22 protein-coding genes and 1 pseudogene are annotated in these 23,660 nt (G+C 71.1%); 6 read left to right on the top strand and 17 right to left on the bottom strand.

What is annotated here, in order from left to right:
* Nucleotides 1–99: 99 nt before the first annotated feature.
* A complete protein-coding gene (locus BLW57_RS02335; protein WP_093471761.1) occupies nucleotides 100–1,752 on the bottom strand; it encodes a penicillin-binding transpeptidase domain-containing protein in 1,653 nt (550 codons plus the stop codon).
* Nucleotides 1,753–1,872: 120 nt separating this feature from the next.
* On the opposite strand from BLW57_RS02335, the pseudogene BLW57_RS02330 reads away from it, so the two are divergent.
* Both BLW57_RS02330 and BLW57_RS02325 read left to right on the top strand, forming a co-directional pair.
* Nucleotides 1,873–2,313: pseudogene (locus tag BLW57_RS02330) on the top strand (alpha/beta hydrolase); the annotation flags it as partial.
* Nucleotides 2,314–2,446: 133 nt separating this feature from the next.
* Nucleotides 2,447–2,917 (top strand): hypothetical protein, encoded by a 471-nt coding sequence (locus BLW57_RS02325; protein WP_176985419.1) that lies wholly within the window; start codon nucleotides 2,447–2,449, stop codon nucleotides 2,915–2,917.
* Here BLW57_RS02325 and BLW57_RS02320 read toward each other — a convergent pair.
* Nucleotides 2,905–4,731 carry a cellulase family glycosylhydrolase gene (locus tag BLW57_RS02320; protein WP_093471759.1) on the bottom strand — a complete coding sequence of 609 codons (1,827 nt, stop codon included), beginning with the start codon at nucleotides 4,729–4,731 and terminating at the stop codon, nucleotides 2,905–2,907. The two genes, BLW57_RS02325 and BLW57_RS02320, sit on opposite strands and share 13 nt — an antisense overlap.
* An 866-nt stretch (nucleotides 4,732–5,597) precedes the next feature.
* Here BLW57_RS02320 and BLW57_RS02315 point away from each other — a divergent pair.
* Nucleotides 5,598–7,688 (top strand): glycoside hydrolase family 6 protein, encoded by a 2,091-nt coding sequence (locus BLW57_RS02315; protein ID WP_093471758.1) that lies wholly within the window; start codon nucleotides 5,598–5,600, stop codon nucleotides 7,686–7,688.
* A gap of 106 nt (nucleotides 7,689–7,794) precedes the next feature.
* Here the strand turns inward: BLW57_RS02315 and BLW57_RS02310 are convergent, their stop codons facing one another.
* Nucleotides 7,795–8,712, bottom strand: a complete 918-nt coding sequence (locus BLW57_RS02310; RefSeq protein ID WP_093471756.1) for a class I SAM-dependent methyltransferase — start codon at nucleotides 8,710–8,712, stop codon at nucleotides 7,795–7,797.
* Nucleotides 8,713–8,855: 143 nt separating this feature from the next.
* Here BLW57_RS02310 and BLW57_RS02305 point away from each other — a divergent pair, with 143 nt between their 5' ends.
* Nucleotides 8,856–10,127: a CPBP family intramembrane glutamic endopeptidase gene (locus BLW57_RS02305; RefSeq protein ID WP_256339347.1), complete on the top strand. Its 1,272-nt coding sequence runs from the start codon at nucleotides 8,856–8,858 to the stop codon at nucleotides 10,125–10,127.
* A gap of 114 nt (nucleotides 10,128–10,241) precedes the next feature.
* On the opposite strand, the gene BLW57_RS02300 is transcribed toward BLW57_RS02305, so the two are convergent.
* From BLW57_RS02300 to BLW57_RS02280, 5 genes are all read right to left on the bottom strand, one after another.
* Nucleotides 10,242–10,691 carry a hypothetical protein gene (locus BLW57_RS02300; RefSeq protein WP_093471755.1) on the bottom strand — a complete coding sequence of 150 codons (450 nt, stop codon included), beginning with the start codon at nucleotides 10,689–10,691 and terminating at the stop codon, nucleotides 10,242–10,244.
* A gap of 84 nt (nucleotides 10,692–10,775) precedes the next feature.
* Nucleotides 10,776–11,231, bottom strand: coding sequence for a VOC family protein (locus tag BLW57_RS02295; protein WP_093471753.1), 456 nt, complete (start codon nucleotides 11,229–11,231; stop codon nucleotides 10,776–10,778).
* 99 nt (nucleotides 11,232–11,330) lie between these two features.
* Nucleotides 11,331–12,257, bottom strand: a complete 927-nt coding sequence (locus BLW57_RS02290; protein ID WP_093471752.1) for an RNA polymerase sigma-70 factor — start codon at nucleotides 12,255–12,257, stop codon at nucleotides 11,331–11,333.
* Between the two features lie 63 nt (nucleotides 12,258–12,320).
* Nucleotides 12,321–12,794, bottom strand: coding sequence for a carboxymuconolactone decarboxylase family protein (locus tag BLW57_RS02285; RefSeq protein ID WP_093471750.1), 474 nt, complete (start codon nucleotides 12,792–12,794; stop codon nucleotides 12,321–12,323).
* Nucleotides 12,795–12,951: 157 nt separating this feature from the next.
* Entirely contained in the window at nucleotides 12,952–13,272 is a 321-nt protein-coding gene (locus BLW57_RS02280; protein WP_093471748.1) for a hypothetical protein, read from the bottom strand.
* A 153-nt stretch (nucleotides 13,273–13,425) separates the two neighbouring features.
* Between BLW57_RS02280 and BLW57_RS02275 the strand changes: the two genes are divergently transcribed.
* The gene (locus BLW57_RS02275; RefSeq protein WP_093471747.1) at nucleotides 13,426–13,821 is read left to right on the top strand and encodes a VOC family protein; all 396 of its coding nucleotides are present in this window, start codon (nucleotides 13,426–13,428) and stop codon (nucleotides 13,819–13,821) included.
* A 4-nt stretch (nucleotides 13,822–13,825) separates the two neighbouring features.
* Here the strand turns inward: BLW57_RS02275 and BLW57_RS02270 are convergent, their stop codons facing one another.
* Complete coding sequence (locus tag BLW57_RS02270; RefSeq protein ID WP_093471745.1) at nucleotides 13,826–14,389, bottom strand: GNAT family N-acetyltransferase; 564 nt, start codon at nucleotides 14,387–14,389, stop codon at nucleotides 13,826–13,828.
* Between the two features lie 116 nt (nucleotides 14,390–14,505).
* Nucleotides 14,506–15,522 carry a DNA-directed RNA polymerase subunit alpha gene (locus BLW57_RS02265; protein ID WP_093471744.1) on the bottom strand — a complete coding sequence of 339 codons (1,017 nt, stop codon included), beginning with the start codon at nucleotides 15,520–15,522 and terminating at the stop codon, nucleotides 14,506–14,508.
* Nucleotides 15,523–15,717: 195 nt separating this feature from the next.
* Between BLW57_RS02265 and BLW57_RS02260 the strand changes: the two genes are divergently transcribed.
* Nucleotides 15,718–15,939, top strand: a complete 222-nt coding sequence (locus BLW57_RS02260) for a hypothetical protein (RefSeq protein ID WP_093471742.1) — start codon at nucleotides 15,718–15,720, stop codon at nucleotides 15,937–15,939.
* Between the two features lie 291 nt (nucleotides 15,940–16,230).
* Here the strand turns inward: BLW57_RS02260 and BLW57_RS02255 are convergent, their stop codons facing one another.
* The 7 genes from BLW57_RS02255 to BLW57_RS40825 all read right to left on the bottom strand — a co-directional run bounded on the left by BLW57_RS02255 (nucleotide 16,231) and on the right by BLW57_RS40825 (nucleotide 23,652).
* On the bottom strand, nucleotides 16,231–17,214 hold the full coding sequence (locus BLW57_RS02255) for a deaminase domain-containing protein (RefSeq protein ID WP_093471741.1): 984 nt from the start codon (nucleotides 17,212–17,214) through the stop codon (nucleotides 16,231–16,233).
* Between the two features lie 257 nt (nucleotides 17,215–17,471).
* Entirely contained in the window at nucleotides 17,472–19,064 is a 1,593-nt protein-coding gene (locus tag BLW57_RS02250) for a hypothetical protein (protein WP_093471739.1), read from the bottom strand.
* Between the two features lie 86 nt (nucleotides 19,065–19,150).
* Nucleotides 19,151–20,932 carry a carbamoyltransferase family protein gene (locus BLW57_RS02245; protein ID WP_093471738.1) on the bottom strand — a complete coding sequence of 594 codons (1,782 nt, stop codon included), beginning with the start codon at nucleotides 20,930–20,932 and terminating at the stop codon, nucleotides 19,151–19,153.
* Nucleotides 20,929–21,204 (bottom strand): hypothetical protein, encoded by a 276-nt coding sequence (locus BLW57_RS02240; RefSeq protein WP_143051571.1) that lies wholly within the window; start codon nucleotides 21,202–21,204, stop codon nucleotides 20,929–20,931. The genes BLW57_RS02245 and BLW57_RS02240 overlap by 4 nt, the downstream gene beginning before the upstream one ends.
* On the bottom strand, nucleotides 21,201–21,383 hold the full coding sequence (locus tag BLW57_RS02235; protein ID WP_093471735.1) for a hypothetical protein: 183 nt from the start codon (nucleotides 21,381–21,383) through the stop codon (nucleotides 21,201–21,203). The genes BLW57_RS02240 and BLW57_RS02235 overlap by 4 nt, the downstream gene beginning before the upstream one ends.
* The gene (locus BLW57_RS41175) at nucleotides 21,380–22,195 is read right to left on the bottom strand and encodes a nucleoside-diphosphate kinase (RefSeq protein WP_176985418.1); all 816 of its coding nucleotides are present in this window, start codon (nucleotides 22,193–22,195) and stop codon (nucleotides 21,380–21,382) included. The genes BLW57_RS02235 and BLW57_RS41175 overlap by 4 nt, the downstream gene beginning before the upstream one ends.
* A complete protein-coding gene (locus tag BLW57_RS40825; RefSeq protein ID WP_176985417.1) occupies nucleotides 22,192–23,652 on the bottom strand; it encodes a histidine phosphatase family protein in 1,461 nt (486 codons plus the stop codon). The genes BLW57_RS41175 and BLW57_RS40825 overlap by 4 nt, the downstream gene beginning before the upstream one ends.
* Between the last annotated feature and the right edge of the window lie 8 nt (nucleotides 23,653–23,660).

Genomic DNA, 23,660 nt, shown 5'->3' with positions numbered 1-23,660 from the left:
GCGTGCCGGGACCCTGCGGCGATCACGCCGGGAGAAGGGCGCGTGGAGGACGGGCGCAGTCACGACGCCCGGCGCCCGCCGGTTCGGGTGGGACGGGCGTCAGCCGGCGGTGAGCAGTTGCCGTACGACATAGCCGGCGGAGTCCACGCCGGACCTGCCGCCTTCGACGAGGGCTGCCACCGAGATGCGGGAGTTGTAGGCGGTCAGCCAGCCGTTGGTGTGGTCGCCCTCCTCGGCGGTGCCCGTCTTGGCTCCGACGCCCGCCAGGCCGCCCAGCCGCGGAGCCGCCGTACCGGAGGCGGCGACGCCGCGCATCATCGACTGCAGAGCCCCGGCCGTTCGCGCGGAGATGGGCTGCGGCGCGGTGTCCTGGTGCTGCCCCGGAAGGATGACCGGCTGTTCGAAGCCGACGTTGCGCACGGTCGCCGCCACGGACGCCATGAACAGAGGAGTGGCCGTGACCTTGCCCTGGCCGATGAACTGCGCGGCCTGGTCACTGCCCTGTACGTCCGGCGGGATGCTCGGGTCGGTGGTGGCCACTCCGCCGCCGATCGACCAGCTGCCCATGCCGAAGACGTTCACGGCCTCGTCGTGCAGGGCGGAGGCGTCCCCGCCGTGCACCAGATGGTGGAAGCCGTCCTTGATGAAGGAGGTGTTGCACGACACCGTGAACGCCTGGGCGAGGGAAGAGGACGGGTTGGCCTTCACACCTGGATCGTTGTGGAACACCTGGCTGTTGGCCATCAGCGAATCGGTGCACGGCGCCGGGCTGTTCGCCGTCAGGCCGGCCTGGTCGAACAACGCCGCCGTGGTGATGATCTTCATCGTGGAGCCCGGTGACTTGATGCCGTTGATGGCGATGTTCCCGTCCGCACCGGTGTGCGCGATCGCCAGGATGTGGCCGTTGTTCCAGTCGAGCGCCACCGTCCCGGCGGGCTTGTCCTGCAAGTGGGAGTCCTTCACCGCCTTCTCGGCGGCCGCTTGGAGTCGGGCGTCGATGGTCGTCTTGATGACGGGCGGCCGTCCCTTGGAGAAGACCTTCACTCGCTCCACGAGTGCGCCGCCGCCGTCGACCACGGCGACGCCGGTCCCGGTGCTGCCTCCGGTGGCCCGGGCGTTCTGGCGGATCGTCGTGGTGATCTCCCGCAGGGAGGGGAATGCGGACAGGTTCGTCTTCCCGTCGCGTGCCACCACCTTCACCGCGCTCGCGTCGGCGGGGAGCTCACCCGCGGTCAACGACTGGTCCTCCGCCAGGCCCGGGTACAGCACCGAGTTGTTCCAGTGGACGGCGAGCACGCCCTCCGCGCTCTTCAGTACGGCCACCGCACTCGGGTACGTCCACGTGCCACCCGCGACGCGTGCGGTGACCTCGAAGTCGACCTTGGTGGCGCCCTGGGTGACCGCAGAAGGCCCGGCGGCGTGCACGCGAGCGAAGGACAGCTTCTTCAGCCGCAGGCCGTCCGCGTAGTCCCGCAGGGCCTGTCCGGCGGTGTTCGGCACGTCGGTGTCGCTCGCCGCGCCGTCGAGGTGCTGATGCGACCAGCTGTCCAGGAACGCGCGGGTCAGCTCGACCGCTTCGGCGTCGGACGGTGGCGTGCTCGACAGCGCCGCCGCGTCGAAGGTGCCCCCGGCAGCCGGTGTGCCGTCGCCCGGGGAGCTCAGGCTGTGCACGATGTTGTACGTACCGATTCCCCCGAGGACGAGCAGGGCGGTGCACGTACCGGCGAGGCCGATCTTCACAGCTCTGTTCATGCAGGGGATCGTATGTATGTTCCATGCACTGGTGTGGCCGACATCGGGAGATCGTTACCGGACGTCAACCTGTATCAGATGCCTTGACTGTCGCTCGCCGTACGGGAACCACGTTTTCGTGCAGCCGGTGAGGACCTCGCGGCGTTGATCGCGGCGTTCCAGGCGGTGGTGGCCCGCCGGACCGTTCCGGAATGGCGAGCGGTGATGGACGCGGCCCAGCGACTCGATCATGTCGGTGCCGGCCCGGTGGGCTACTGGGGAATCTCGTCGGGATGCGACCTCGGCGTGCCGTTCAAGCCCGCCGAACCCCGCGTCCGCGCTGCCGTGCTGGGTCCCGGCGGAGTGCTGGCGAAGGGCGAGGACGCCGTCCGGATCACCGTGCCCGTCGAGTTCCTTGTGCAGTGGGACGACGAACGCGTGCCGCGGGAGCAGGGCCTGGCCCTGTTCGACGCGCTCGCCAAGGTGGACAAGACGCTGCACGCCCACCCGGGCAGGCACGGAGACGTCCCGGCGCACGAACTGGACAGCACCGTGCGGTTCTTCTCCCGCCGCCTCGCCTGACGCCTTCTCCGACCGTCGATGCAGGACCTCCGACCGTACGGCCGTTCGCCCGCGCGCCGGCACCATCACTGTTTTCGGCCAGTACTCGCTGGTAGGGGCGGTGCGGTCGGTGGTTCGGGGCATGATCGCAGTCATGGCCCCTGAGAGTGACGCCGACGGCCTGGTGGTATGGGAGGTCCAGCGGTATGAGCCGTTCAGCCGTGTGTGGATCTGCAAGGGCTACGGCCGTACGACCACCGATGTCGACCCGGGCGAGCTGGGCCGTGCCGCCCTGGCCGGCCACCTCGCCAGGGTTCCGGCCCGCGGTGGGGAAACGTTCCGGGCCGTCGTCCGCACCGGTGCGGGCGGCAGCCTGACCATCTCGCCGGACGACCTCCGCACGCACGGCTCGACGGTGAACCCCGCGGTCTGTCAGATGCTGCCCGGCTACCTCCGCGACGCCCTCGCCTGGCCCTCCGAGGTCCGCGGGGACGGGGGAGCGCCGTGGCCGGCCATCGCGTACGGCTGCGACAGGCCACTCCGTCGCCCCTTGCCACGTCCCACCGGCCGGCCCCGGGGCCGGCCGGCTCTCCCCGCACGGGGCGTCGGGCGTCAGCCCGCGTGACAGGCCAGGACCGGTGTACCCGCACCGCCCGGGGCCGCTCCGAGGCCGAACGAGGTGGACGCGCCAGGCGCGACGGCGCCGTTGTGACCGGCATCGGTGACCGTCACCGTCCGGCCGCTCTGGGTGTAGGAGGCGTTCCACATCCCGGTGACGGTCTGGCCGCCCGGCCAACTCCAGGTGACCTGCCATGACTTCGTCGTAGCGCGGCCGGTGTTCGTGACCGTGACGTCGGCGTTGAAGCCGCTGCCCCAGTCGCTGCTCACCTTGTAGGCGGCCGAGCACCCAGCGTCCCCGCCCCCGCCGGTGCCGGCCGTGGTCGCGGAGAGCGTGGCGGAGGCCGCCGAGGTGTTGCCTGCCGAGTCCCGCGCCCGGACCGTGTAGTCGTACGTGGTGCCCGCCGTCAGCCCGCTGTCGGTGAACGAGGTACCGGTGACCGAACCGACCTTGCCCGTGCCCCGGTAGACGTCGTACCCCGCCACGCCGGTGTCGTCGGAGGACGCCGACCACGTGAGCGAGAGCGAGGACGCCGTGGTGCCGGTCACCTTGAGCCCCGTCGGAACCGAGGGTGCCGTGGTGTCGCCGCCGGAGCCGCCTCCGCCGAACCCGGGTGCCTTGACGGACGCGAGGTAGCCGTCCTTCGCCGTGTCCACCGTCTGCCAGTCGTCCTTGAGGACGCCGCCGGTGTCACCGGAGTTCGGATTCCACGACCAGAACGTCCAGTTGAAGCTGTCCGCGCCGTACGTACCGGTGGGCCGTAGGTAGTCCACCAGCGCGGCCAGCCACTTCTGGTCGACAGTGGACCGGAGGGTGGTGCCGAACTCGCCGAGGAGCACCGGGGCGGTGTTCTGCTTGAAGAGGTAGCCCCAGTACCTGTCCCAGATCCCGGGCATGTTCGCCGGGAACGACGCGTCGCCGAACCAGGGCTGCTGAGCCACGCTGGTGGCGTAGTCGTGCGCCGAGTACACCAGGCGGCCCTGCACGTTCAGGCGCACCGGGGCCGAACCGGCGCCGGCGAGATTGCCGCCCCACCAGTAACTCTGGCCGCCGACCGTCTGCACGCCCTCCACGAAGACCAGCAGGTCCGGGTTGACGGACAGTACCGCGTTGCCGGCGCGTTCAGCGGCGAGCCGCCAGTCGGTGGCCGCGTCACCGCATCCCCAACACGCCGGATCGTGCGGTTCGTTGTGCAGGTCGATGCCGATGACGGCGGTGTCGCCCAGGTAGCGTGCGGCCAGCGCCTTGAGGTCGCCGATCCAGGTGGTCTCGGGTACGGCCGAGGTGTACCAGAGCGCCGACTGCCCCGAGGAGTCGGGCCGATGGCGGTCGAGGATCACCTTCATGCCGACCGAGCCCGCGTAGCCGACGATCTTGTCCATGACCTGGAGCGACGTCAGCCCTTCCAGATCGGCGTTGATGCCGCCCGCGTACGAAATGCCGTTGGGGGTGGTGTTCTTGAAGATGTCGTCGCTGTAGGGCAGCCGGATCGTGTTGTAGCCCAGCGACTTCATCTGGTCCGTCATCGACCTGTAGTCACGCGACCAGAGTCCGTGCGGCGCGTAGTTGGCGGTCTCGAAGCCGAACCAGTTGACCCCGGCGATACGCACCGGCTCGTTCTGCGCATCGAGGATCCGGCGCCCGCTGGTGTGCCAGTAGCCGGCACCCGGAGCGGTGGCCGCCGCTGGTCGATGCGGCTCGGAGGGCGCCGCGGCCTGCGCCGTGGCCGGTAGGGACAGCAGGGGTACCAGCGCGGCGGCGGTCGCGCAGAGAAGGGCGGCGAGGGTGCGGCCGAGGCGGTGAGCGGGAGGATGACGCATCGTGGGGGTCCTCTCGGCGGGGCGTTGGTGGTGTGGGAGCGCTCCCATGGCCAGACGTGGGGTACTGCCTACCGGGTTCGGGTGCTGGGGGGCGTCCGGCCGACGGCTCCCGCGGGCCGTCCGGGGTGTCCCGCCCCGGGCCGGCCCGGCTCGTCGGAGCCGAACTGCGCCCATGGAAGCCACTAAGCGTGCACACGTCAATACCTGCGGTCGTAATCGCTGTACCCCGCGTGAGAATCCGAAGCGAAAGACCTTTCGTGGCAAGGGTGTTGACACGAGTGGCCGGACGGCTGCACCGTGGGAGCGCTCCCAATGCCGGTGTCCTGTCCTCCGCGTGTTCCAGCGGCCGGGCACTGCCCCCCGAGTGCTCCGCCACGGTCGTCGTACCCCGGCACCGGATCGCGCTCCGCCGGCCGGCCATTCAGTCGGTCGGTTCCACGCCTGCTCGCTCGACGGAAGGCCGGACTGGACTGCCGGTGCGCCCCCGGCCGGGCGGCGGGGCACACGTCGGCCTGCTTCTCCCCGGTCAGCCCGCAGTCCCCGTGATCGGCAGGGCGCCCCGTGCCACGGTGTCGCAGACCGGGCTCCGGTCGGACCGAGGTACGCCGCGCACCTTCCTGATCGCACCAGTCGCACCACGCGCGCACCCCGTACAAGCAGCCTTAACCGCCCGTGCCCGCCCGGTGAGCACGCCCGTGCGCCCGCGAAGCCGACCGTCCGTGCTCGGACCGCGCCTACCCCACAGCCTGTCACCAGACCGCCGTCAATTCAGGAGTCGCTTCATGTCCCTCCTCAGGCCCATCACACGCTTCCGCGAGCCGGACGGCCCGCCACCGCACCCCGGACGTCGCCGCGAGCGAGCGGCCATGGCGTCCGTCGCGTCCGTCGTACTGGCGGCGGGACTGTGCGTGGCAGCCCTGCCGGGCACCGCGTCGGCCGCCGCCAGACTCGACAACCCCTACGTGGGCGCCAAGCCCTATGTGAACCCCGACTGGTCGGCCAGGGCGGCCGCGGAACCCGGCGGATCAGCCGTCGCCGACCAGCCCACCTTCGTCTGGCTCGACCGCATCGCCGCGATCAACGGCACCTCCGAGGCGCGCGGTCTGAAGGCGCACCTGGACGCGGCCAAGGCACAGGGCGCCAACCTGGTCCAACTGGTGATCTACGACCTGCCCGGCCGCGACTGCGCGGCACTCGCCTCCAACGGCGAGCTGGGCCCCGACGACCTGGGGCGCTACGAGACCGAGTACATCGACCCCATCGCCACGGTCCTCGCCGACCCGGCGTACGCGAGCCTGCGCATCGTCAACCTCGTCGAACCCGACTCGCTGCCCAATCTGGTCACCAACGCCGGCGGCACGGCCGGGTCCACCCCCGAGTGCGCCACCATGAAATCCAACGGCAACTACGAGAAGGGCGTGGGCTACGCCCTGCACAAGCTCGGCGCGCTGCCGAACACGTACAACTACATAGACGCGGGCCACCACGGCTGGCTCGGCTGGGACAGCAACCTGGTGCCCTCCGCGCAGGAGTTCAAGAAGGCCGCGACGACCAGCGGCGCCACCGTCGGGGACGTGACCGGTTTCATCGTGAACACCGCAAACTACTCGGCCACCAAGGAACCCAACGTCAAGATCACCGACACGGTGAACGGGCAGACAGTCCGCCAGTCGAAGTGGATCGACTGGAACCAGTACGTGGACGAGACGACGTACGCCCAGGGCCTGCGCACCGCGCTGGTCGCCCAGGGCTTCGACAGCGGCATCGGCATGCTGATCGACACCTCCCGCAACGGCTGGGGCGGCTCCGCGAGGCCGACCGGTCCCGGTCCGGCGACCAGCGTGGACGCCTACGTCGACGGCGGCCGTGTCGACCGTCGCATCCACGCGGGCAACTGGTGCAACCAGCGCGGCGCGGGACTCGGCGAACGTCCGGCCACCGCACCCGAACCCGGCATCGACGCCTACGTCTGGGCCAAGCCGCCGGGCGAGTCGGACGGCGCGAGCAAGGCCATAGACAACGACGAGGGCAAGAGCTTCGACCGGATGTGCGACCCGACGTACACCGGCAACGCGCGCAACGGCAACAACCCCACCGGAGCGCTGGCCGACGCGCCGCTGGCCGGTCACTGGTTCTCCGCCCAGTTCCGCCAGTTGCTCGCCAACGCCTACCCGCCCGTGGGCGGTTCGGGCGGCGGCGGAACCGGCGGTGACACGAAGGCGCCGACGGCACCCACCGGACTGACCGTCTCCGCGACGGCAGCCGACAGCGTCTCCCTCACCTGGACCGCCGCCACCGACGACACCGGAGTGGCCGGCTACGACGTCTACCGCGACGGCGTGAAGGCCGGGACAGCCACCGGCACGTCCTACACCGATCAGGGTCTGTCGCCCGCCACCACCTACGGGTACACGGTCAAGGCGCGCGACGCGGCAGGAAACGTCTCCGTGGCCTCGGCGGCCGTCTCTGCGACGACGAAGACGTCCGGCGGCGGGGGCGGCGGCACCAGCGGCCTGAAGGCGCAGTACAAGAACAACGACTCCGCCACCGGCGACAACCAGATCAAGCCCGGTCTCCAGCTCGTCAACACGGGAACCGGCGCCGTCGACCTGTCCAGGGTGACCGTCCGCTACTGGTTCACCGGGGAGTCGTCGTCCGCCGGCTTCCAGACGTGGTGCGACTACGCCCAGGTCGGATGCTCCACCGTGAAGACGTCCGTCACGACCCTGCCGGCCGCCCGCACCGGCGCCGACCACAGCCTCGACGTCACCTTCGCCTCGGGCTCCCTCGCCGCGGGCGCGAACACCGGCGACATCCAGCTCCGGCTGACGAAAGCGGACTGGTCCGACTTCAACGAGACCGACGACTACAGTCGGGGCACCGGGACGTCGTACGCGGACGCTGCGAAGGTGACCGTGTACGTGGGCGGCACGTTGGTGTGGGGCACGGAACCGTAGGCGGCAGACGCGCGCACCGCACTGCAGGGCGTAGCACCGCTCCCGAGCGGCTCTACGCCCTGCAACACGCTGTCTGTCAGCCCGATTGCCGTTGCCGCTTCGCGCCTCATCGGCTCTCCGCGACGGCTACGCGACCCGACCGCAAGGACGCCCGCGCGCGTGCCGGGCTGCCGAGGGTGTGTGCGAGGTCGAGGAGATGGTCGTCCGCCACGACGCGCAGGCCGTACTCCGCGAGCAGTGCGGCCATCTGCTGTGGTCTCCACAGCGAGCGCCACGGCTCGCCCGCCGTGATCGAACTGCCGAGCACCCGCGTCAGGAGGCGTCCTACGGCCGCCTTCGCCGACGGCGCCTGGTAGTTGAGGACGAGTGCGCTGCCCGGGGCAGTCCGGGCGGCGAGAGCGGCCACGGTGGCGCGCACCTCGTCGCGCCTGAGGTACGGCACGACGCCCTCCCACAGCCATGTCGTCGGCGCGGACGGATCGTGCCCGGCGGCCGCCAACGCCGTCCCGAGATCATCGATGGCGAAGTCGACCGGCGTGAACCGTACGGATCGGGCGAGAGCCGGCAACTCGGCGCCGTGCCGATCGCCCTCGTCCGACTCCCGCGGTACGGCGGCGGCCTCCGTGAGACGGACGCGCTTGTCCTGCTGGGAGGCGGGATGGTCGACCTCCCACACATCCGTCCGCGCGAGCTCGGCCAGCCGCCACGCCCGCGAGTCGAGACCGGCTCCGAGGATCACGAGCTGGCCGGTCGCGCGAGCACCGAGCGTCTCGTCGATTGCGACAGTCCGGGGTACGACCACCTCGGCGCACGCTCGCACACTCTCGTACATCGTGCGTTCCCGCCAGCCGTGTGGGGGAGTGCCCGCACGAACCTGGTCCACGACGGCACGTTCCGCGCCGCGGAGCAGCCGTGCCGCCACCGGATCCGTGAACCGGCCGTCAGCAGTTCCCCCGTCCGCGGCCGCCCGGCCCTGGCAGACAAGCACAGCCGTCCGACTCGCCGCACGCCCACGCTCGCTCATGGAGCCGTATTCAACACCACCGCACCCCGCCCTGGCGCCGAGGCGACGTTCGGAGCGGCCCTGCATGCGTCGACTGGGGTGTGCCGGCCGGACCGGACCATGAGCAGGGTGCTCGGGTCGGCATAAGTTGGCATGCTGGCGTCATGTCGATCAACTACCCCGATCCCTACGGTCCTCCGGTTGTCCCGCAGGACCCGGACCCGGTCGCTCCGTTGCCCTTCCACCGGCTGGCGCTCCTGAAGGGACGGCGCGGGCGGTGGTGGCGCCCGCTGGCCGGGACGGTCGTGGTGGGCGTCGGCACGGCCTTGCTCATGATGGTGCTCGTCGTCGCATCCGAGGTCGGCGGGGTGATCCTCGACCGCCCGACCGACGCCGACGACATGCGCACCTGGGGCTCGATCGGCGACATGGCTGTCGAGTTGCTGTCCATCGCCATCGCGATCCCGGCGGTCCTTCTGGCGGCGCGCTGGGTGCAGGGCCGTCCGGCCGGGACCGTCTCGTCGGTGACAGGACGGCTGCGCCGACGCTGGCTGGGACTGTGCCTCTGCCTGGCGCTGCCGGTCGTCGTGGTGTCGTTGGGGATCACGTTCCTGCTGCCGGGGACGGGGGACAGCGGTGGGGAGGCCGAGTGGGTCGGTTGGCGCTCGTTCCTCCTCGCCCTCGTGATGCTCTGCTGCTTCGTACCGTTGCAGGCGGCTGCCGAGGAGTACGTGTTCCGGGGCTGGTTGGTGCAGGCGGTCGGGTCCTGGCTGCGGTCACCGTGGATCGCCGTGCTGCCCCAGGCCGTGCTGTTCGCCGCGGCTCACGGGTGGGGCACGGCATGGGGCTTCGCCGATCTGGTCGTCTTCGGCGGCGTGATGGGGCTGCTGGCGGTACGCACCGGCGGGCTCGAAGCCTCCATCGCGTTGCACACCCTCAACAACTTGGTGGGGATGGGCATCGCGGCGGGTATCAAGGGTGCACTCGACTCGGACGAGACGGCCGCCGACATGGGCTGGGTGGAAGCGGCCGTCGACATACCGACGATCCTGATCTATGCCGCGGCGGTCCTGTGGTTCGCACGGCGCCGCGGCATCGCCACGGTGAGTACCGTCGTCCCTCAGGCACCCGCCGTCCACGTGACCTCGTCGCACCCGTGGCCGATCTACTACTCGCCGCTCGGCGCGCAGCACGGACAACAGAGCGGTCCCGTCGGTTACCGGGCCCCGTCGGACGGACAGGGAGCGGCCGGCGCGGCTCCCCGGGTGGCCCCACCCCTCGGCTGGGCTTCGCCCGCGGGCCAGGTACAGCCCGCCGACGCACGGGTCTCACCGCCCCACCTGCCCAGCGCACAGCCCGCCCCGACCGATCAGGCACGGACTCCGAACGGCCCTGAGGCTCCTCCAGCGACACGGCCGCCGCACGCACCCTCATGAGGACTGGGCCTTCTGAAGTCTTTCGAGGCGCCAGGGACACCGCTGCGGAGTCCCGGTCAGCAGGCCGGCCAACCCGCTGACACCGGCGTCCCCCCGGCGGGGAGCCGCGTCCCCCTAGGCGAAAGCCTCAGTGGCTCGTCCGGTCACGTCGGCGGCCTCCCGCACACCTGCGGCGAGCACCGCGCACGTGAAGGCGATCGCAAGGGCCTTCCACTCCCAGGAGGCGAGCAGGATCACCGGTACGACGAAGAGCGAATGGAGCGCGGATACAGCGAACGCCCCGCGCGCCGAACCACCGCCGACCAACGGCCGGCTCACGGTCGCCCAGTGGCGCCACCACAGCCCCGCGGCCAGCGCCGCGATGCCGGCCATCACAGTGGCGCCCAGCCGGGCCACGTCGGCATCGGTCACACGGTCGGGGTCCAGTGCGGCCGAGCCGGTCGTGTGCACGCTCAGCGCGACCGCGGTCCATCCGAGTGCCGCGGCGCTCAGCAGGGAGGCCAGGACAGCCGTCCGCCGCCGCTGGGTCCAACTAGGTTGATGGTGCACGGAGTTCGGGTTCATGACTCATCCTAGCCACCGCTCCCCGCCGACCTGTCCGCCGAGTGGCACCAGAGGCGTCCGCCCGGCAACGTGACCCGACCCCGCCTAGACGACGTCGAATTCGTTGCCTTCCGGGTCCTGGAGCAGGACGGCGTACTGTCCCATGTCCGGATCGTCCGTGATCCGGAGCACGTCGGCGCCGGCCTTCACCAGCCTTTCCACCGTGGCGGTGACCCGCTGCGTGCGGACCGCCAACGGGACGTCCCGCCCGCCGCCGACCTTCAGGTCGAGGTGTATGCGGTTCTTGCCGGCCTTGGGCTCCGGGACCTGCTGGAACCACACGCGCGGCCCCCGACCGGCGGGGTCGACGATCGACTCCGGGACGTCGCCCGCACCTTCGGGCAACTCCTCCTCGGGCACCCCCGTGGCCGCCCAGTACTCCCGCCACGTGGCATGACCGCGCGGGGGAGGTTCGGGGATGTATCCCAGAGCCTCGCTCCAGAACGCCACCAGCCGCTGAGGGTCGGCACAGTCGATCGTCAGTTGCAGCGTCATCTCCATGGGAAGAGCCTGACAGACGACTCTGACAGTCGTGCCGGACCGGCTTCGCCGGCCGCAGGGGAACGCCTTCGCGACGGGACGGTACGTTCGTGCCGAGGTCTATCGGCAGTCACCGATCCGGACCTGCTTCACCTCGCGGTCAATGGCCCAGGCGTCGGCGACCGGCCCGAGATGGCCGAGCTTGTCGGGATTGATCACGGAGCGAATGGTCTGGATCTGCCCGTCGAACACGTCGAGGGCCAGGATGTGGAGCACCTTGCCGTCCCGGTCGCGGAAGATCGCGCCGGGCTGCCCGTTGATCTCCTGTGGCTCGAACGTCACGCCGACGCGGGCCAACAGGGGGAAGACGGAGAGGAGCAGCCGGGCCACGTTCTCGGTACCGCTGACGGCCCTGGCGAGCTGCGGTGCCTTGCCGCCGCCGTCCCCGACCAACTGGACATCCGCGGCCAGCAGATCCCGCAGTCCGCCCACGTCACCACCTTTCAGCGCGTCGAAGAACCGCGTCGCCAGCTCCTGCCGCTCCTGACCATCCGCTTCGAACCGTGGCCGCCCGGCCTGCATGTGCCGTCGGGCCCGTACCAACAGCTGCCGGCACGCCGCCTCCGACCGCCCCACCGCCGCGGCGACCTCGTCGAACCCGAAGTCGAACACCTCTCGCAGGACGAACACCGCCCGCTCCAGCGGGCTGAGCCGCTCCAGTAGCAGCACCGCCGCCATCGACACCGAGTCGGCCAGCTCCGCCGAGCGCGCCGGATCCTGATACGGATCGTTGAGCAGCGGCTCGGGGAACCAAGGGCCGACGTACGCCTCCCGCCTCACCCGCGCCGAGCGCAGGACGTCGATCGAGATCCGCGTCACCGTGGACGACAGAAACGCCTTGGCCGACGCGACCTGGGTCGCCGAACCGTCGAAGCGCAGCCACGTCTCCTGCACCGCGTCCTCGGCCTCACCCACGCTGCCCAGAATGCGGTAGGCGATCGAGAACAGCAGCGGCCGCAACTCCTCGAACTCATCGACCTTGTTCACGACGAAACCCCTCCCCGTGCACCTTCTCACCCGGGCGCACTCACCGGCGCGGACATCTTCCCCTCAGTGGAACTGTCCGGGCTCGTAGTGGCCGGCCGGCTGCTGGGTGATGATGTTCAGCCGGTTCACCGCATTCATGAAGGAGATCAGGACCACCAGGGCCGTGAGCTGTTCCTCGTCGTAGTGCTTGGCGGCGTACGCCCACACCTCGTCGCTGACGCCCCTGGCCGCATCCGCGACCCGGGTCCCTTCCTCCGCCAGCTCCAGCGCGGCACGCTCGGCGTCGGTGAACACCGTGGCCTCCCGCCACGCCGCGACCAGATGCAGCCGTACCGAGGTCTCGCCGGCGGCGGCGGCCTCCTTGGTGTGCATGTCGATGCAGGCGGCGCAGCCGTTGATCTGGCTGACGCGCAGTGCCACCAGCTCCTGCGTCGCGGCCGGCAGCGGCGACTCCTTGAGAGCCTTGCCCGCCGACATGAAATGCTTCAGGACCTTGCCGGTGGTCGGGCCGGCGAAGTAGTTCAGTCGCGCGTCCATGGTGTGCTCCCTCTGCGGTCGTCAGTGGCTACACCACTTGAGACGAGGTGACTCGACGCCCTGTGACACGAACGAACGTGACCCGCGTCTCCCCGCCGTCGGCGGGTCCAGAACTCGTCCACGTCCACAGGTTTGACGATTGCTCGCCAAGATGGCTTCAGCTTCGCGTCGGGGTGAGCCTGGCGAGTCCTTCGATGCCTGCGAGTCGGTCGTGGAGGGCAGGGTCTGGACTCGGAGCGGCGATCAGAAGGAGCACGGGCAGGTCGGGGTGCTGCTCGTCGTAGAGGTCGCCGTCGTCGCCGGGTACGGCGTTGGGCTGGATCTGGATGCGAGTCGCGTCGCTGAGCGTGGCGAGGAGGTAGACGCCGAGGTAGTCGCTGTCCCGTTCGACGAAGGCTGCGCCGAGGCGATCGGTCACCAGGTCGGCAAGCTGCCGGGCGGTGTGGACGCGCGTGCCACAGGTGTCGAAGGCGGTCATGGTCCGGGGTGCTCCTCGGGCGGCGAGGGGCCAGTCGTGTTCTGCCAATGGCCTGCGCTGGAAGGGGGCGCCGGCGTGGACGAGCGGGAGGCGGGGGGCTTCGGTGACCGTGTGTACGTCAGGCACCCTCACGCGTTCTGAGAGGATGCCACCATGGCAGATTCCCCGACGCACATCAACGCCCTCATCGTCGACGCCACCGACCCTGAGCGGCTTGCCGCGTTCTGGGCCGAGCTGCTCGGCAGGCCGGTCGTGGGCCGGACCGGGCCGTACGTGTGGCTGCGGCGGGAGAACGGTCTCGGCCTGGGCTTCCAGCAGACCGCCGAGCCCAAGTCGGGCAAGAACCGCATGCACTTCGACATCACCTCACCCGACCCGGCGAGCGAGCAGCAGCGGGTCGAGGCGCTCGGTGGGCGCCGACTGGAGCAGTACGCGGACGGGGGATTCCTGGTCATGGCAGACCCCGAGGGCAACGAGTTCTGCATCATCCCCGAGGGCCCCTTCGAACTCGACGACGACGGGCGCACCACCTACCTGGAGGGCCGCTGACCGTTCAGCCCTGGGTGCGGACGGCAGCCTGAACCTGCGCATCCCGCTTCCAGTCCTGGGCGAGGAGTCCGAGCACCACTTCGTCGACGAACTCGCCCAACACCCAGGCCGAGGAACGCAGCACACCCTCGCGGACGAAGCCGTTGCGCTCGGCGGAGCGCAGCACCGCGGTGTTGTCCGACAGCGTCTCGATCTGCAGCCGCTGCAGGCCGCGCACGACGAAGGCGTAGTGGCACAGCACCGCGACCACGTCGGTGCCGTAGCCCTTGCCACGGGAGGACGGCAGCAGCCCCAGCCCGATGTGCGCGGATCGGTTGTGGGGGTCGATGCCCCAGAGCACCGTGGTGCCGATCAGACTGCCGCCCTCGAGCTCCACCACGTAGAACTCGGCGCGCCGCTGCTCCTCGTCCTCCACCACGAGCCGCGGATCCTTGTAGCCGGGTGTGACCGGCCGCCACGGTCCGCTCCCGGCCCGGGAGGAGTTGACCACGTCGTCGTAGAGCTCGGCCCGCAGGACCGGGATGTCGTCCTCGTGGCGAGCCCTGGGCCCGACCTTGCTGCCTCTCAACGCGCGGAGACGACAGCCCCCTCAGAGTGATCTCTGAGGGGGCTGTCGCGGGCCCGGGGTCATCGGTGGAGGGCAGCGCGGCTGCCCTCCCCGTTATGCGCGGCCCGGCGAGACGATCAGTACTGCTCGGTCTCCATGAAACCCGTGCCCCCGTTGTCGTCCGCGTCGAAGGCGGCGGCGGTCGGGTCGAATCCGGGCGGGCTGTCCTTCAGGGCCAGGCCCATGCCGGCCAGCTTCGCCTTGACCTCGTCGATGGACTTCGCACCGAAGTTGCGGATGTCCAGGAGGTCCGCCTCCGAGCGCGCGAGCAGCTCGCCCACCGAGTGGACGCCCTCACGCTTGAGGCAGTTGTAGGAACGGACCGTGAGCTCGAGCTCCTCGATCGGCAGCGCCAGGTCGGCGGCCAGGGCGGCGTCCGTGGGGGACGGGCCCATGTCGATGCCCTCGGCGTCGATGTTCAGCTCGCGGGCGAGACCGAACAGCTCGACCAGGGTCTTGCCCGCCGACGCCATGGCGTCACGCGGACGCATGGCCTGCTTCGTCTCGACGTCGACGATCAGCTTGTCGAAGTCGGTCCGCTGCTCGACACGCGTGGCCTCGACCTTGTACGTGACCTTCAGGACCGGCGAGTAGATGGAGTCGACCGGGACGCGGCCGATCTCCTGGCCCACCTGCTTGTTCTGCACGGCGGAGACGTAGCCGCGACCGCGCTCGACGGTCAGCTCCATCTCCAGCTTGCCCTTGCCGTTGAGCGTGGCGAGGGCGAGGTCGGGGTTGTGGACCTCGACACCGGCCGGGGGCGCGATGTCGGCGGCGGTGACCAGACCCGGGCCCTGCTTGCGCAGGTACATCACGACCGGCTCGTCGTGCTCCGAGGAGACGACCAACTGCTTGATGTTGAGGATCAGGTCGGTGACATCCTCCTTGACGCCCGGCACGGTGGTGAACTCATGCAGGACACCGTCGACGCGGATGCTGGTGACAGCAGCGCCGGGGATCGACGAGAGGAGGGTGCGACGGAGAGAGTTGCCGAGGGTGTAGCCGAAGCCCGGCTCCAGCGGTTCGATCACGAACCGGGAGCGGAACTCGTCGACGACCTCTTCGGTCAGGGACGGACGCTGAGCAATCAGCACGAGGTATTGCCTCCAACTTTTCGGCGCCCGCTATGTGACGCCCGTAGACACCAGAAGGGTACGGGCGGTTCGGCCTTCTACGAAGTCGAACCGCCCGTCGGCCGGCCGACCGGCAGGCTCAGCTCGTGCTGGAACGGGGTCCAACGGTCAGCGAGGGTAGCCACCAGTGCACTTCGTAGGCGCATACTAGAGGCGATGACAAAGCCTGCTGCACCTAAGCGCCATTTGCCCACGAGCCCCTTCAAGGCTCCCATCACGCCGCCTCCGAAGCACTTCGCCGTGGGCGACCAGGTCACGCACGACGCGTACGGCCTCGGTCGGGTGATCGGCATCGAGGACGGAGTCGCGGTACTCGTGGATTTCGGTTCCGAGCAGATGCGGATCCTGAGCCCCTACAGCAAGATGACCAAGCTGTAGGGACCGCGAAGATGACCAAGCCGTAGGGCCGCGGTCCCAGGCCGCGGCGCCCCGGCGGCCTTCAGAGCTGTGCCCACGAAGGCGACACAGTTCGCCATCGCGGTGGACGCCCTGCGGGACGCGGTGGGGCCTGCGGCAGCGGATTTGTGGCGCGCCCAGGTGACACGCGTCAGCCCAGGGGCTCGCAGGCGTGTGGAAGGGCGACGCGCCCGAAGCCCCGGAAGCCGTCGTCGCCGGTTCGGCTGAGGCGGGAACGGCAGGGGCGAACGGGCGCGCGAAGGACTCCGTCGGTCAGCGGGCGGCCGGGAAGATCTTCAGCCAGGTGCCCCCGTCCTGTTCCGTGGCGTCCGTGTAGCCGCGGCCGTCCGATTGCGCGGTCGCGCCCGGGTAGGCCACCTCGATGCGGACCTTCGGGAAGTCCTCGATGAACGCCTCGATCGCCGTCCGGCCGTCCTTGCCGGGCCCCCGTTCGCAGTCGAGCCGTACGGTGCCCTGGCCGATGCCGCGGATCCACTGCCGGAACGCCTGCGGGCGCATCAGCCGCTCGGGCACCATCTGGGTGCTGAGGTCCCGTGCGATCCCGTCCATGACAGCGCCCACCTCGTCGAGCGGCGCCGCGGTGGAACTCGGTGCCGGGTACAGGTACGAGGAGTGGGGCTGCTGGTCGACGCCCCGCACGGTGCCGGTGAATCGCCGGCCGCCGGGCCCGGTGACCTTGACGTCGAAGGTGCCGGTGGCCGCGGCCACCGGACTGCCGGGGTAGGTGTTGGCCCACAGCTGGTCCGTGCGCTGCGTGGCGTCGCCGATGCCGTACTGCCCGTACAGGCCGTCGCCCGCCGGGATCAGGGCCGCCGACCCGCCGCCGCGCAGCGCGTTGCGGTAGCGGATCTGGAGGGTCAGGGCCGGGAAATCCCTGCGGAAGTCCTTGATCACCGACCGGCAGGAGTGACACGGGCCCATGTCGGAGTACAGGTCCACCGTGCCTTTGCGGACCGCGCCGATTCGCGCGGTGTACTGAGCGGTGCTCTGGCATCCCAGGTGGCGATAGATCTCGTCGGCGAGGAGGTTCACCACCTGCCGTTCCGCGTCCTTGCTGTGCTGAACGCCCTTGAGGGCTCCGGTCCAGTCCTTCGGCTCGGGCAGGTCCTGGTAGTAGTTGTCCCCGCGCAGGGCCTGGTGCGAGACGCTCTGGACCTCTCCCTCGAGGTCCGCGTACCCGATGAAGGCGATCGAGTACCGCAGGATCGCCTTGTTGGTGAATGCCGCGGTGGTCATGTGCTGCTTCCCCCCCACTTCGTCACGGTGTACTGCACGCGACCGCCCCCACGGTCGCTTCCCCTCGCCGGTCACCCGTCCACCGATCCAGGGGCGGAGGGGAGAACGCACGCTCGGCACGCGGAACGGGACGGTCGATCGGCCCCTGGTGGCTTCCCGGCGGTGACGCGCATCAATCCTGACGGTGGCCGCGGCGGGAGTACGCTCGTCGCGCCGCGCCGGGGATCAGCGCCCCATGGCGCCGGCAGCGCGGGGGGCTAGGGAAGGCGCCGGTCGTACCGGGCGACGAGGTCGTCCGGGCTCTTGTCCGCTGCTGCGGGCAGCGAGGTTCCTTCCCCGTGGGGGACGTCCGCTGACGGCTGCCCCAGCGCCTTCGCGAGGGCGTCGGCGAGTACGTCCGCTCCATGGGCGGTGAGATGGACTCCGTCGAGGAAGCAGGGGGCGTCCTCGTCCGCGTAGACGGTGGACAGGTCGAGGAAGGTCGCGGTCGGGAAGCGTGAGGACAACGCGGTCAGGCCCTGCCGGTAGACCTGGTAGACGGAGGCGATCGAATCGGCGTAGGCGTCGAACAGTTCGGCGCGGCCGGGCTGCCCGTCCCTTCCGGTGAAGGCGAAGTCGTAGTGCGAGGTGACCCAATTTCGGGTGAACTCCGTGCCCAGCGCCGGCTGGAGCAGGGAGTGCGGCTGCAGGGCGCAGACGAAGTGGCTGCCCTGCTGCTCGCAGACGGTGGCCATCAGCGCCTGGTTGTCCAGCCACTGAGAACTGCGCAGCCGTGCTCCCGAGCGGGGGAAGACGGCGGAGTCCAGGTGCGGCAGGCTGCGCACCACCGAGGGTTTGCGGGCGAACGGGACGTGGGTGTCGTCGATCTCGTGCGGGGCGTGGATCCGCAGATAGTGGTGGTAGTCGGAGAACGTCCAGTTCAGCACCTGTGCACCCGGTCCGTTGACCAGGTCCATGGCGAACAGGGTGTTGAAGTCGTTCCAGCCGGAGAGGGTCACCACGCTGTCGGGCCGGGCGTGGCGCAGCCGGTAGAGCAGCATCGCGGACTCGCCGCGCGACCATCCTCCCGGCACGGCGAAGCTGAGCACCTCGGGCCCGTCGTCGGCGCCGCCGAGACGCCAGTAGAGGCGTGCGGGGACGGTGGCGGCGTTGTCCGGCAGGCCGAGCCCGTACAGCGCGCTGCCGCCCAGCATGATCACCCGGCGCCGGGCGGACGGTTCCAGATCGGCGGGCTCCGCCATCCCGGGCACGCGCAGGAACCCCAGCGGACTGACCTCCAGGCCGCCGCGCGCGTCGACACCGGCGAAGTCGCCGCCCCGGGGGAGGTGACGTCCGGCCACGGGATCGAACAGCTCCGCCGGCGGGGCGTCCTCCCGGCGACCGCGCCCCGTCCTACGCCCGCGCCGCGGTACGCGCTCGCGCCACCGCTCGCGTCCCGGTTCACGGTCGCGGAACAGGGCGGCCAGCAGAGCCGTACGCCCGTACCGGGTGACGTCCCCGCGCCCGTGCATGACCAGCAGTTCGCGCACCGGGACCGAGAGCGCGACCCGGACCGCCGCCCTGCGGTCGACCGTACCGCCGTCGTTGCGGAACGCCAGCAGAGCGGTCACTCCCGCGGCACGTACCGCGCGCCTGCTCTCCGGAGAGAGCCGGCCGGCGCCGATCTCCGCCTGGGGGAGGGGGAGCACCGGCAGCCCGAACCGTTCGAAGGCCGCATCCGCCGGCTCCCGGTCGCCGGCCACGGTGTCCGGCAGGATGAGCAGGGCGGGGTGTCGCCCGTCGCGTTCGAGCCGGTCCAGCGCCACCTCGATCCCGCGGGGCCAGCCGGTGCACAGCAGCGCGGTGGTCATGAGTTGTCCTTCTCCTCCTGCGACGGACGCCAGCCGGCGATGCCGGCCGTGTGGTCCCGGTGAACGGGGCGTCCGGTTCGGTCGGGTCAGTCGAGCGGCAGGCTGTCGTGGGCGAGTTCGGCCGACTGGTCGGCCTGACGGAACAGGTGGTCGCCGATGACCAGCAGATCCATGCCCGTGCGCAGGAAGCACCGGTACGCGTCGTCGGCGGTGGCGACCACCGGCTCACCACGGACGTTGAAACTGGTGTTGACCAGGGCGGCACAGCCGGTGCGGGTGCGGAAGGCGTCGATGAGCCGCCAGAAGCGGGGGTTGTCCGCGGCCTCGACGGTGTGGTGCCGTGCGGTGCCGTCGACATGTGTGGCCGCCGGGATGGGCGAGCCGTCGTCGCCCGGCCGGACCCGGGTGGTCAGCAGCATGTACCGGGAGGGCACGGGGGGCTCCAGGTACGCGTCCGCCGCCTCGGCGAGGAGCGAGGGCGCGAACGGACGGAAGTCCTCACGGGCCTTGATCTTCGAGTTCAGCCAGGACTTGGCGGCGGCGTTGCGCGGATCGGCGAGGATGCTGCGGTTGCCCAGTGCCCGGGGACCGAACTCCATCCGCCCCTGGACCCAGCCGACCACCTTCCCGTCGGCCAGCTCCCCGGCCACCTCCTCGGCCAGCTTGCCGAAGTCGTCGTACGACGTGCAGCGCGCGCCGTACCGGTGCACCAGGTCGACGACCGCGCCGTCGGGTATGTCCGGGCCGAGGTGGGCCGCCCTCATCCCGTCCGGGACCGGAGCGGTGGGACGGGGGCCGCGCAGGGCCAGATGGTGGGCGGCGAGGGCGGCGCCCACCGCGCCGCCGGCGTCTCCGGCGGCCGGCTGGATCCACACCCGGTCGAACCCGGCCTCGTGCAGCACCCGGGAATTGGCCACGCAGTTGAGTGCGACCCCTCCGGCCAGGCACAGTGCGTCGGCGCCGGTGCGCTCGCGTGCGTGGCGCGCGAGACGCACCATCACCTCCTCGGTGACCTGCTGCACGGCGAGAGCGAGGTCGGCGTACCGCTCGGCACCGCCGGTCTCGGGCCTGCGCCGCTCCATCCCGAACAGCCGTTCCCAGCGCTGTACGTCGATGATGGTGCCGCCGCGGTGGAAGGTGAAGTACCGCATGTCGAGGACGAACGAGCCGTCCTCGCGCACGTCGACGAGCCGCTCGAGGATCAGTTCGCGCAACGCGCGGGTCTGCGGGGAGCCGGGGTCGCCGTAGGCCGCCAGGCCCATCAGCTTGTACTCGCCGCTGTCCACCTTGAATCCGCAGAAATGGGTCACCGCCGAGTACAACAGGCCCAGGGAGTGCGGGAAGACCTGTTCGTCCAGGGCGGTGATGCGCGCTCCCTCGCCGAGGAAGATGCCGGTGGTCGCCCACTCGCCCACCCCGTCGACGGTCAGGACGGCGGCACGCTCGAACGGGGAGGGGTAGTACGCGCTCGCCGCGTGCGAGAGGTGGTGCCTCGACCACAGGATCGGCAGGTCCGCGGAGAGTCCCGCGGCCCGCAGCCCCGCACGGATGCGCCGCTCCGTGCCGTCGGGCCGCGCGATGCCGCCGCGCAGCGCGAGCCGGAAGGCCTCGGCCCCTCCCGGAGCGGCGCCGAGCAGACTCCGCCGGACACGGTGGCGCTTGAGCCAGGGCGACTCGTAGTAGGCGACCGCGTCCACTCCGCCGGGTGCCTGGCTGAGCAGATAGGCCAGGGCCTGCTGCGGGAAGGCGGGGTCGTGCTTGCGCCGGGTGAAGCGCTCCTCCTGCGCGGCGGCGACGATCTCGCCGTCGACGACCAGCGCCGCGGCGCTGTCGTGGTAGAAGGCCGAGATGCCCACGATGGCGGTCACGGCTGCACCGGTCCCTTCGGCCTGTCGTGGTAGTGGCACGAACGTTCGGTGGGTGAGATCCCCGCCCGTCCGGGCCGGAAGTCGTCCGGTCCGAACGCCCGGTCGAGTCGCCGCAGGGCCGAGCCGGGGCCCGCACGGAAGGACCGCAGAGCGAGGGGGGCGCGTGCACCGACGATGCGCCCGAGCAGGGCCAGCGGGGTGAGCACGGCGTAGTACACGGCGGAGGTCAGGGCGTACGACACGGCGGAGACGGCCCCGTCGGCGCGGCTCACCACAGCGGGTAGCTGTCGCCGCTGCGGTTGCGCGCCCGCCGGAAGCGGATCAGATCCGACTCGGTCTGCTCCCGCGCGGATGCGCGCGCTCCGGGGGCGATCCGTCTGGCCGCCGCGGACAGCGCGCGGAAGCAGAGGTCCGACGCTGCGCGGACGCTCCTGCCCAGCTTGCCGGTCATCGTGTGGCACTCCTTGCGACTCGTCGGGAACCGTCCGACCCGGCCGTGAGCGTGGCCAGCAGGCCGAACTCGGTCACCTGGGCGGCGAGGGCCTCCGCGTCGGCGGCGGTGGGCGCCGCGAGCGGCAGTCCGTCGCGGTCGTAGAGGGCGGCCAGCGTCGCCCGTACGGCGAATCCCGGATCGTCGTGGCAGGCGAGCCGGGCGAGGAAGGCCCCGATGTCGTCGAAGGCGATCACCCAGCGGCGCGGCACGGCCACCCGTACCCCGGGGCCCTCCGTCTCCCGGAGCGGCGACCAGCGGGTGGGCCTGCTGGTGCCCACCTCGACGGCGTCCGCGGCCCAGACGTCGAGGGCCGCCTCGATACGCTCCTGGCTCCAGCCGCGCCACGGGCCGGGCTTGGGGGTGAACACGGCGTGGGGTCCGCGTCCGGCGAGCACGAGCAGCTGGGAGGCGGCCTGGTCGGGGGTGTCGGGGCTGTGCGCGAGGTTGCCGTACAGGACGTCGGCGAGTTCCCGGCGCAGCGCGGTCTTGACCTCCACCACCCGTGCGCAGGCATCGCTGCCGTTCACGGTGATGTACGCGGCGGGCCTGCCGATCAGATAGCGCCGGATGATGCCGGCGGTGAGCGGACGCAGGTCCGGGTCGACCTGCGGGTAGATCCCCGCCACCTGGCTCTCCGTCAGCCGGATGGGCGCGCGCCCCGTCACGGTGAGGCCGGTACGGCGGAGGGCGTCGACGGCGTGGTCGGCGAGTCCCCTTTCCAGCGCGTCGGGCTTGAGGAGGAGGAACGAGTCCTCGGTCGGTGGGGTCATCGGGTGCAGTTGCCTTTCTCCTGGTCGAGCGCCGTCAGCTCGGTCAGGGCCGCGCGGTAGAGCGCGGCGTGCCGTTCGCTGCCCGCGGTGCCGGCGGCTCCGGGGGCGGCGAGGAAGAACCACAGGCCCAGCAGGAGCCGGACCCGGACCAGGTGCCGCAGTTCCCGGGCGTGGTCCGAGTCGCCGCCGAGCCGCCTGGCGTGGGGTCGTTCGTGCGATGAGGCGGACCGCCCTGCGGAGTAGAGGGCGGAGGCGCCGACGAGGGCGCAGGCCTCGCCGAGCCGTGGAGGGCCGGGGCAGAGCGAGTCCAGGTCGATCCGCAGCAACTGCCCCGTGTCGGTGCGCAGGGTGTTGTCGCGGTGGAGGTCGAAGTCCGCGACCCGGGAACGGTCGTAGAACAACGCGCGTAGTCCGCGGTCGCCGGTGAGGGTGCGCAGTTCGCGCACTGCCTCGTTGTCCGGTCCGCGCAGCGCGATGTCGATGCGGTCGCCGAGCGATCGGACTCCGGTGAGCGCCTCCGCCTCCACCGCTGCCCCGAGCCGCGTGTTGAACCGCTCGTAGAAGCCGAGGAGTTCCCATTCCTCGTCGGAGCCGAGGTGGTGTCCGAGGGTGGCACCGGGCACGAACCGGCGCACCGTGACGGCCGAGCCGTCACCGCGGGTCGCCGCAGCCAGGAGCGGGGGAGTGCCGGTCGCGGTGCTCACGGCGTGCTGGACGGTTGCGTACCGGTCCAGCCTTCCGTCGGCGCCGAGGCCCGGGACCAGCTTGACCACGAACCGCGGGGCCGGGCCGGCGTCGCCGTCGGGGCCCGGGGAGACACGATGGGCCGCGGGCCGCCAGAGCTGGTTGAGCCGCTCCGGCCGGAGAGCCGTCCAGGGATCGGTGAGCAGATGGGTGTCTCCGTGGCCGATCGCCACGGGGGTGGTGCGGGGCCGCCGCTGCGCGGTGTTCACCAGGCAGCGCAGGAACGCGGCGTGGCTCACCACGAGTTGGGTGCCGCCGTACAGTTCCGCTCCGCCGGGTCCCGTAGCGGCCGTGAGGAAGGCGATCGCCCTGGCCTGGAGCCGGTCGCCCGATTCGGCTCCCGGGATGGCGTCCAGGTCGCCGCGTGCCTTCCACACCCGGTGGTGTTCGGGGAGGGTGCGCGCGGCCTCGGCATGGGTGAGTCCCTCCAGGACCCCCGCGCCCGCTTCCGCGAGCAGCCGGGTGCTGGTCACGGGCAGACCCAGTCGGCGGCCGGCGGCGGCCGCGGTCGATCGGGCACGCACGGCGTCGCTGCTCCAGATGGTGCGGATGCCGGCGTCGTCGGGGAGCCCGGCCGCCCACTGCTCGGCCTCGGCGGCTCCGGCCGCGGTCAGTGGCGGCGAGGCGATGTCGCCCTGGATCCTGGCCTGCGCGTTCCACACCGACTCGGCGTGTCGGCGAACGGTCAACCGCACCGGGGTGTGTGCTGCCACGACCGTCC

This window comes from Streptomyces sp. 1222.5 (assembly GCF_900105245.1).
Taxonomy (GTDB): Bacteria; Actinomycetota; Actinomycetes; order Streptomycetales; family Streptomycetaceae; genus Streptomyces; species Streptomyces albidocamelliae.
The sequence above is the reverse complement of the archived record's forward strand: the minus strand, read 5'-3'. Positions and strand labels throughout refer to the sequence as shown.

Excerpts from the sequence above, each read along its gene's own strand:
- BLW57_RS02335 (WP_093471761.1), bottom strand. The coding sequence starts at position 1,752 with ATGAACAGAGCTGTGAAGATCGGCCTCGCCGGTACGTGCACCGCCCTG.
- BLW57_RS02325 (WP_176985419.1), top strand. The coding sequence starts at position 2,447 with ATGGCCCCTGAGAGTGACGCCGACGGCCTGGTGGTATGGGAGGTCCAG.
- BLW57_RS02320 (WP_093471759.1), bottom strand. The coding sequence starts at position 4,731 with ATGCGTCATCCTCCCGCTCACCGCCTCGGCCGCACCCTCGCCGCCCTT.
- BLW57_RS02315 (WP_093471758.1), top strand. The coding sequence starts at position 5,598 with ATGGCGTCCGTCGCGTCCGTCGTACTGGCGGCGGGACTGTGCGTGGCA.
- BLW57_RS02310 (WP_093471756.1), bottom strand. The coding sequence starts at position 8,712 with ATGAGCGAGCGTGGGCGTGCGGCGAGTCGGACGGCTGTGCTTGTCTGC.
- BLW57_RS02305 (WP_256339347.1), top strand. The coding sequence starts at position 8,856 with ATGTCGATCAACTACCCCGATCCCTACGGTCCTCCGGTTGTCCCGCAG.
- BLW57_RS02300 (WP_093471755.1), bottom strand. The coding sequence starts at position 10,691 with ATGAACCCGAACTCCGTGCACCATCAACCTAGTTGGACCCAGCGGCGG.
- BLW57_RS02295 (WP_093471753.1), bottom strand. The coding sequence starts at position 11,231 with ATGGAGATGACGCTGCAACTGACGATCGACTGTGCCGACCCTCAGCGG.
- BLW57_RS02285 (WP_093471750.1), bottom strand. The coding sequence starts at position 12,794 with ATGGACGCGCGACTGAACTACTTCGCCGGCCCGACCACCGGCAAGGTC.
- BLW57_RS02280 (WP_093471748.1), bottom strand. The coding sequence starts at position 13,272 with ATGACCGCCTTCGACACCTGTGGCACGCGCGTCCACACCGCCCGGCAG.
- BLW57_RS02275 (WP_093471747.1), top strand. The coding sequence starts at position 13,426 with ATGGCAGATTCCCCGACGCACATCAACGCCCTCATCGTCGACGCCACC.
- BLW57_RS02260 (WP_093471742.1), top strand. The coding sequence starts at position 15,718 with ATGACAAAGCCTGCTGCACCTAAGCGCCATTTGCCCACGAGCCCCTTC.
- BLW57_RS02255 (WP_093471741.1), bottom strand. The coding sequence starts at position 17,214 with ATGACCACCGCGGCATTCACCAACAAGGCGATCCTGCGGTACTCGATC.
- BLW57_RS02250 (WP_093471739.1), bottom strand. The coding sequence starts at position 19,064 with ATGACCACCGCGCTGCTGTGCACCGGCTGGCCCCGCGGGATCGAGGTG.
- BLW57_RS02235 (WP_093471735.1), bottom strand. The coding sequence starts at position 21,383 with ATGACCGGCAAGCTGGGCAGGAGCGTCCGCGCAGCGTCGGACCTCTGC.
- BLW57_RS41175 (WP_176985418.1), bottom strand. The coding sequence starts at position 22,195 with ATGACCCCACCGACCGAGGACTCGTTCCTCCTCCTCAAGCCCGACGCG.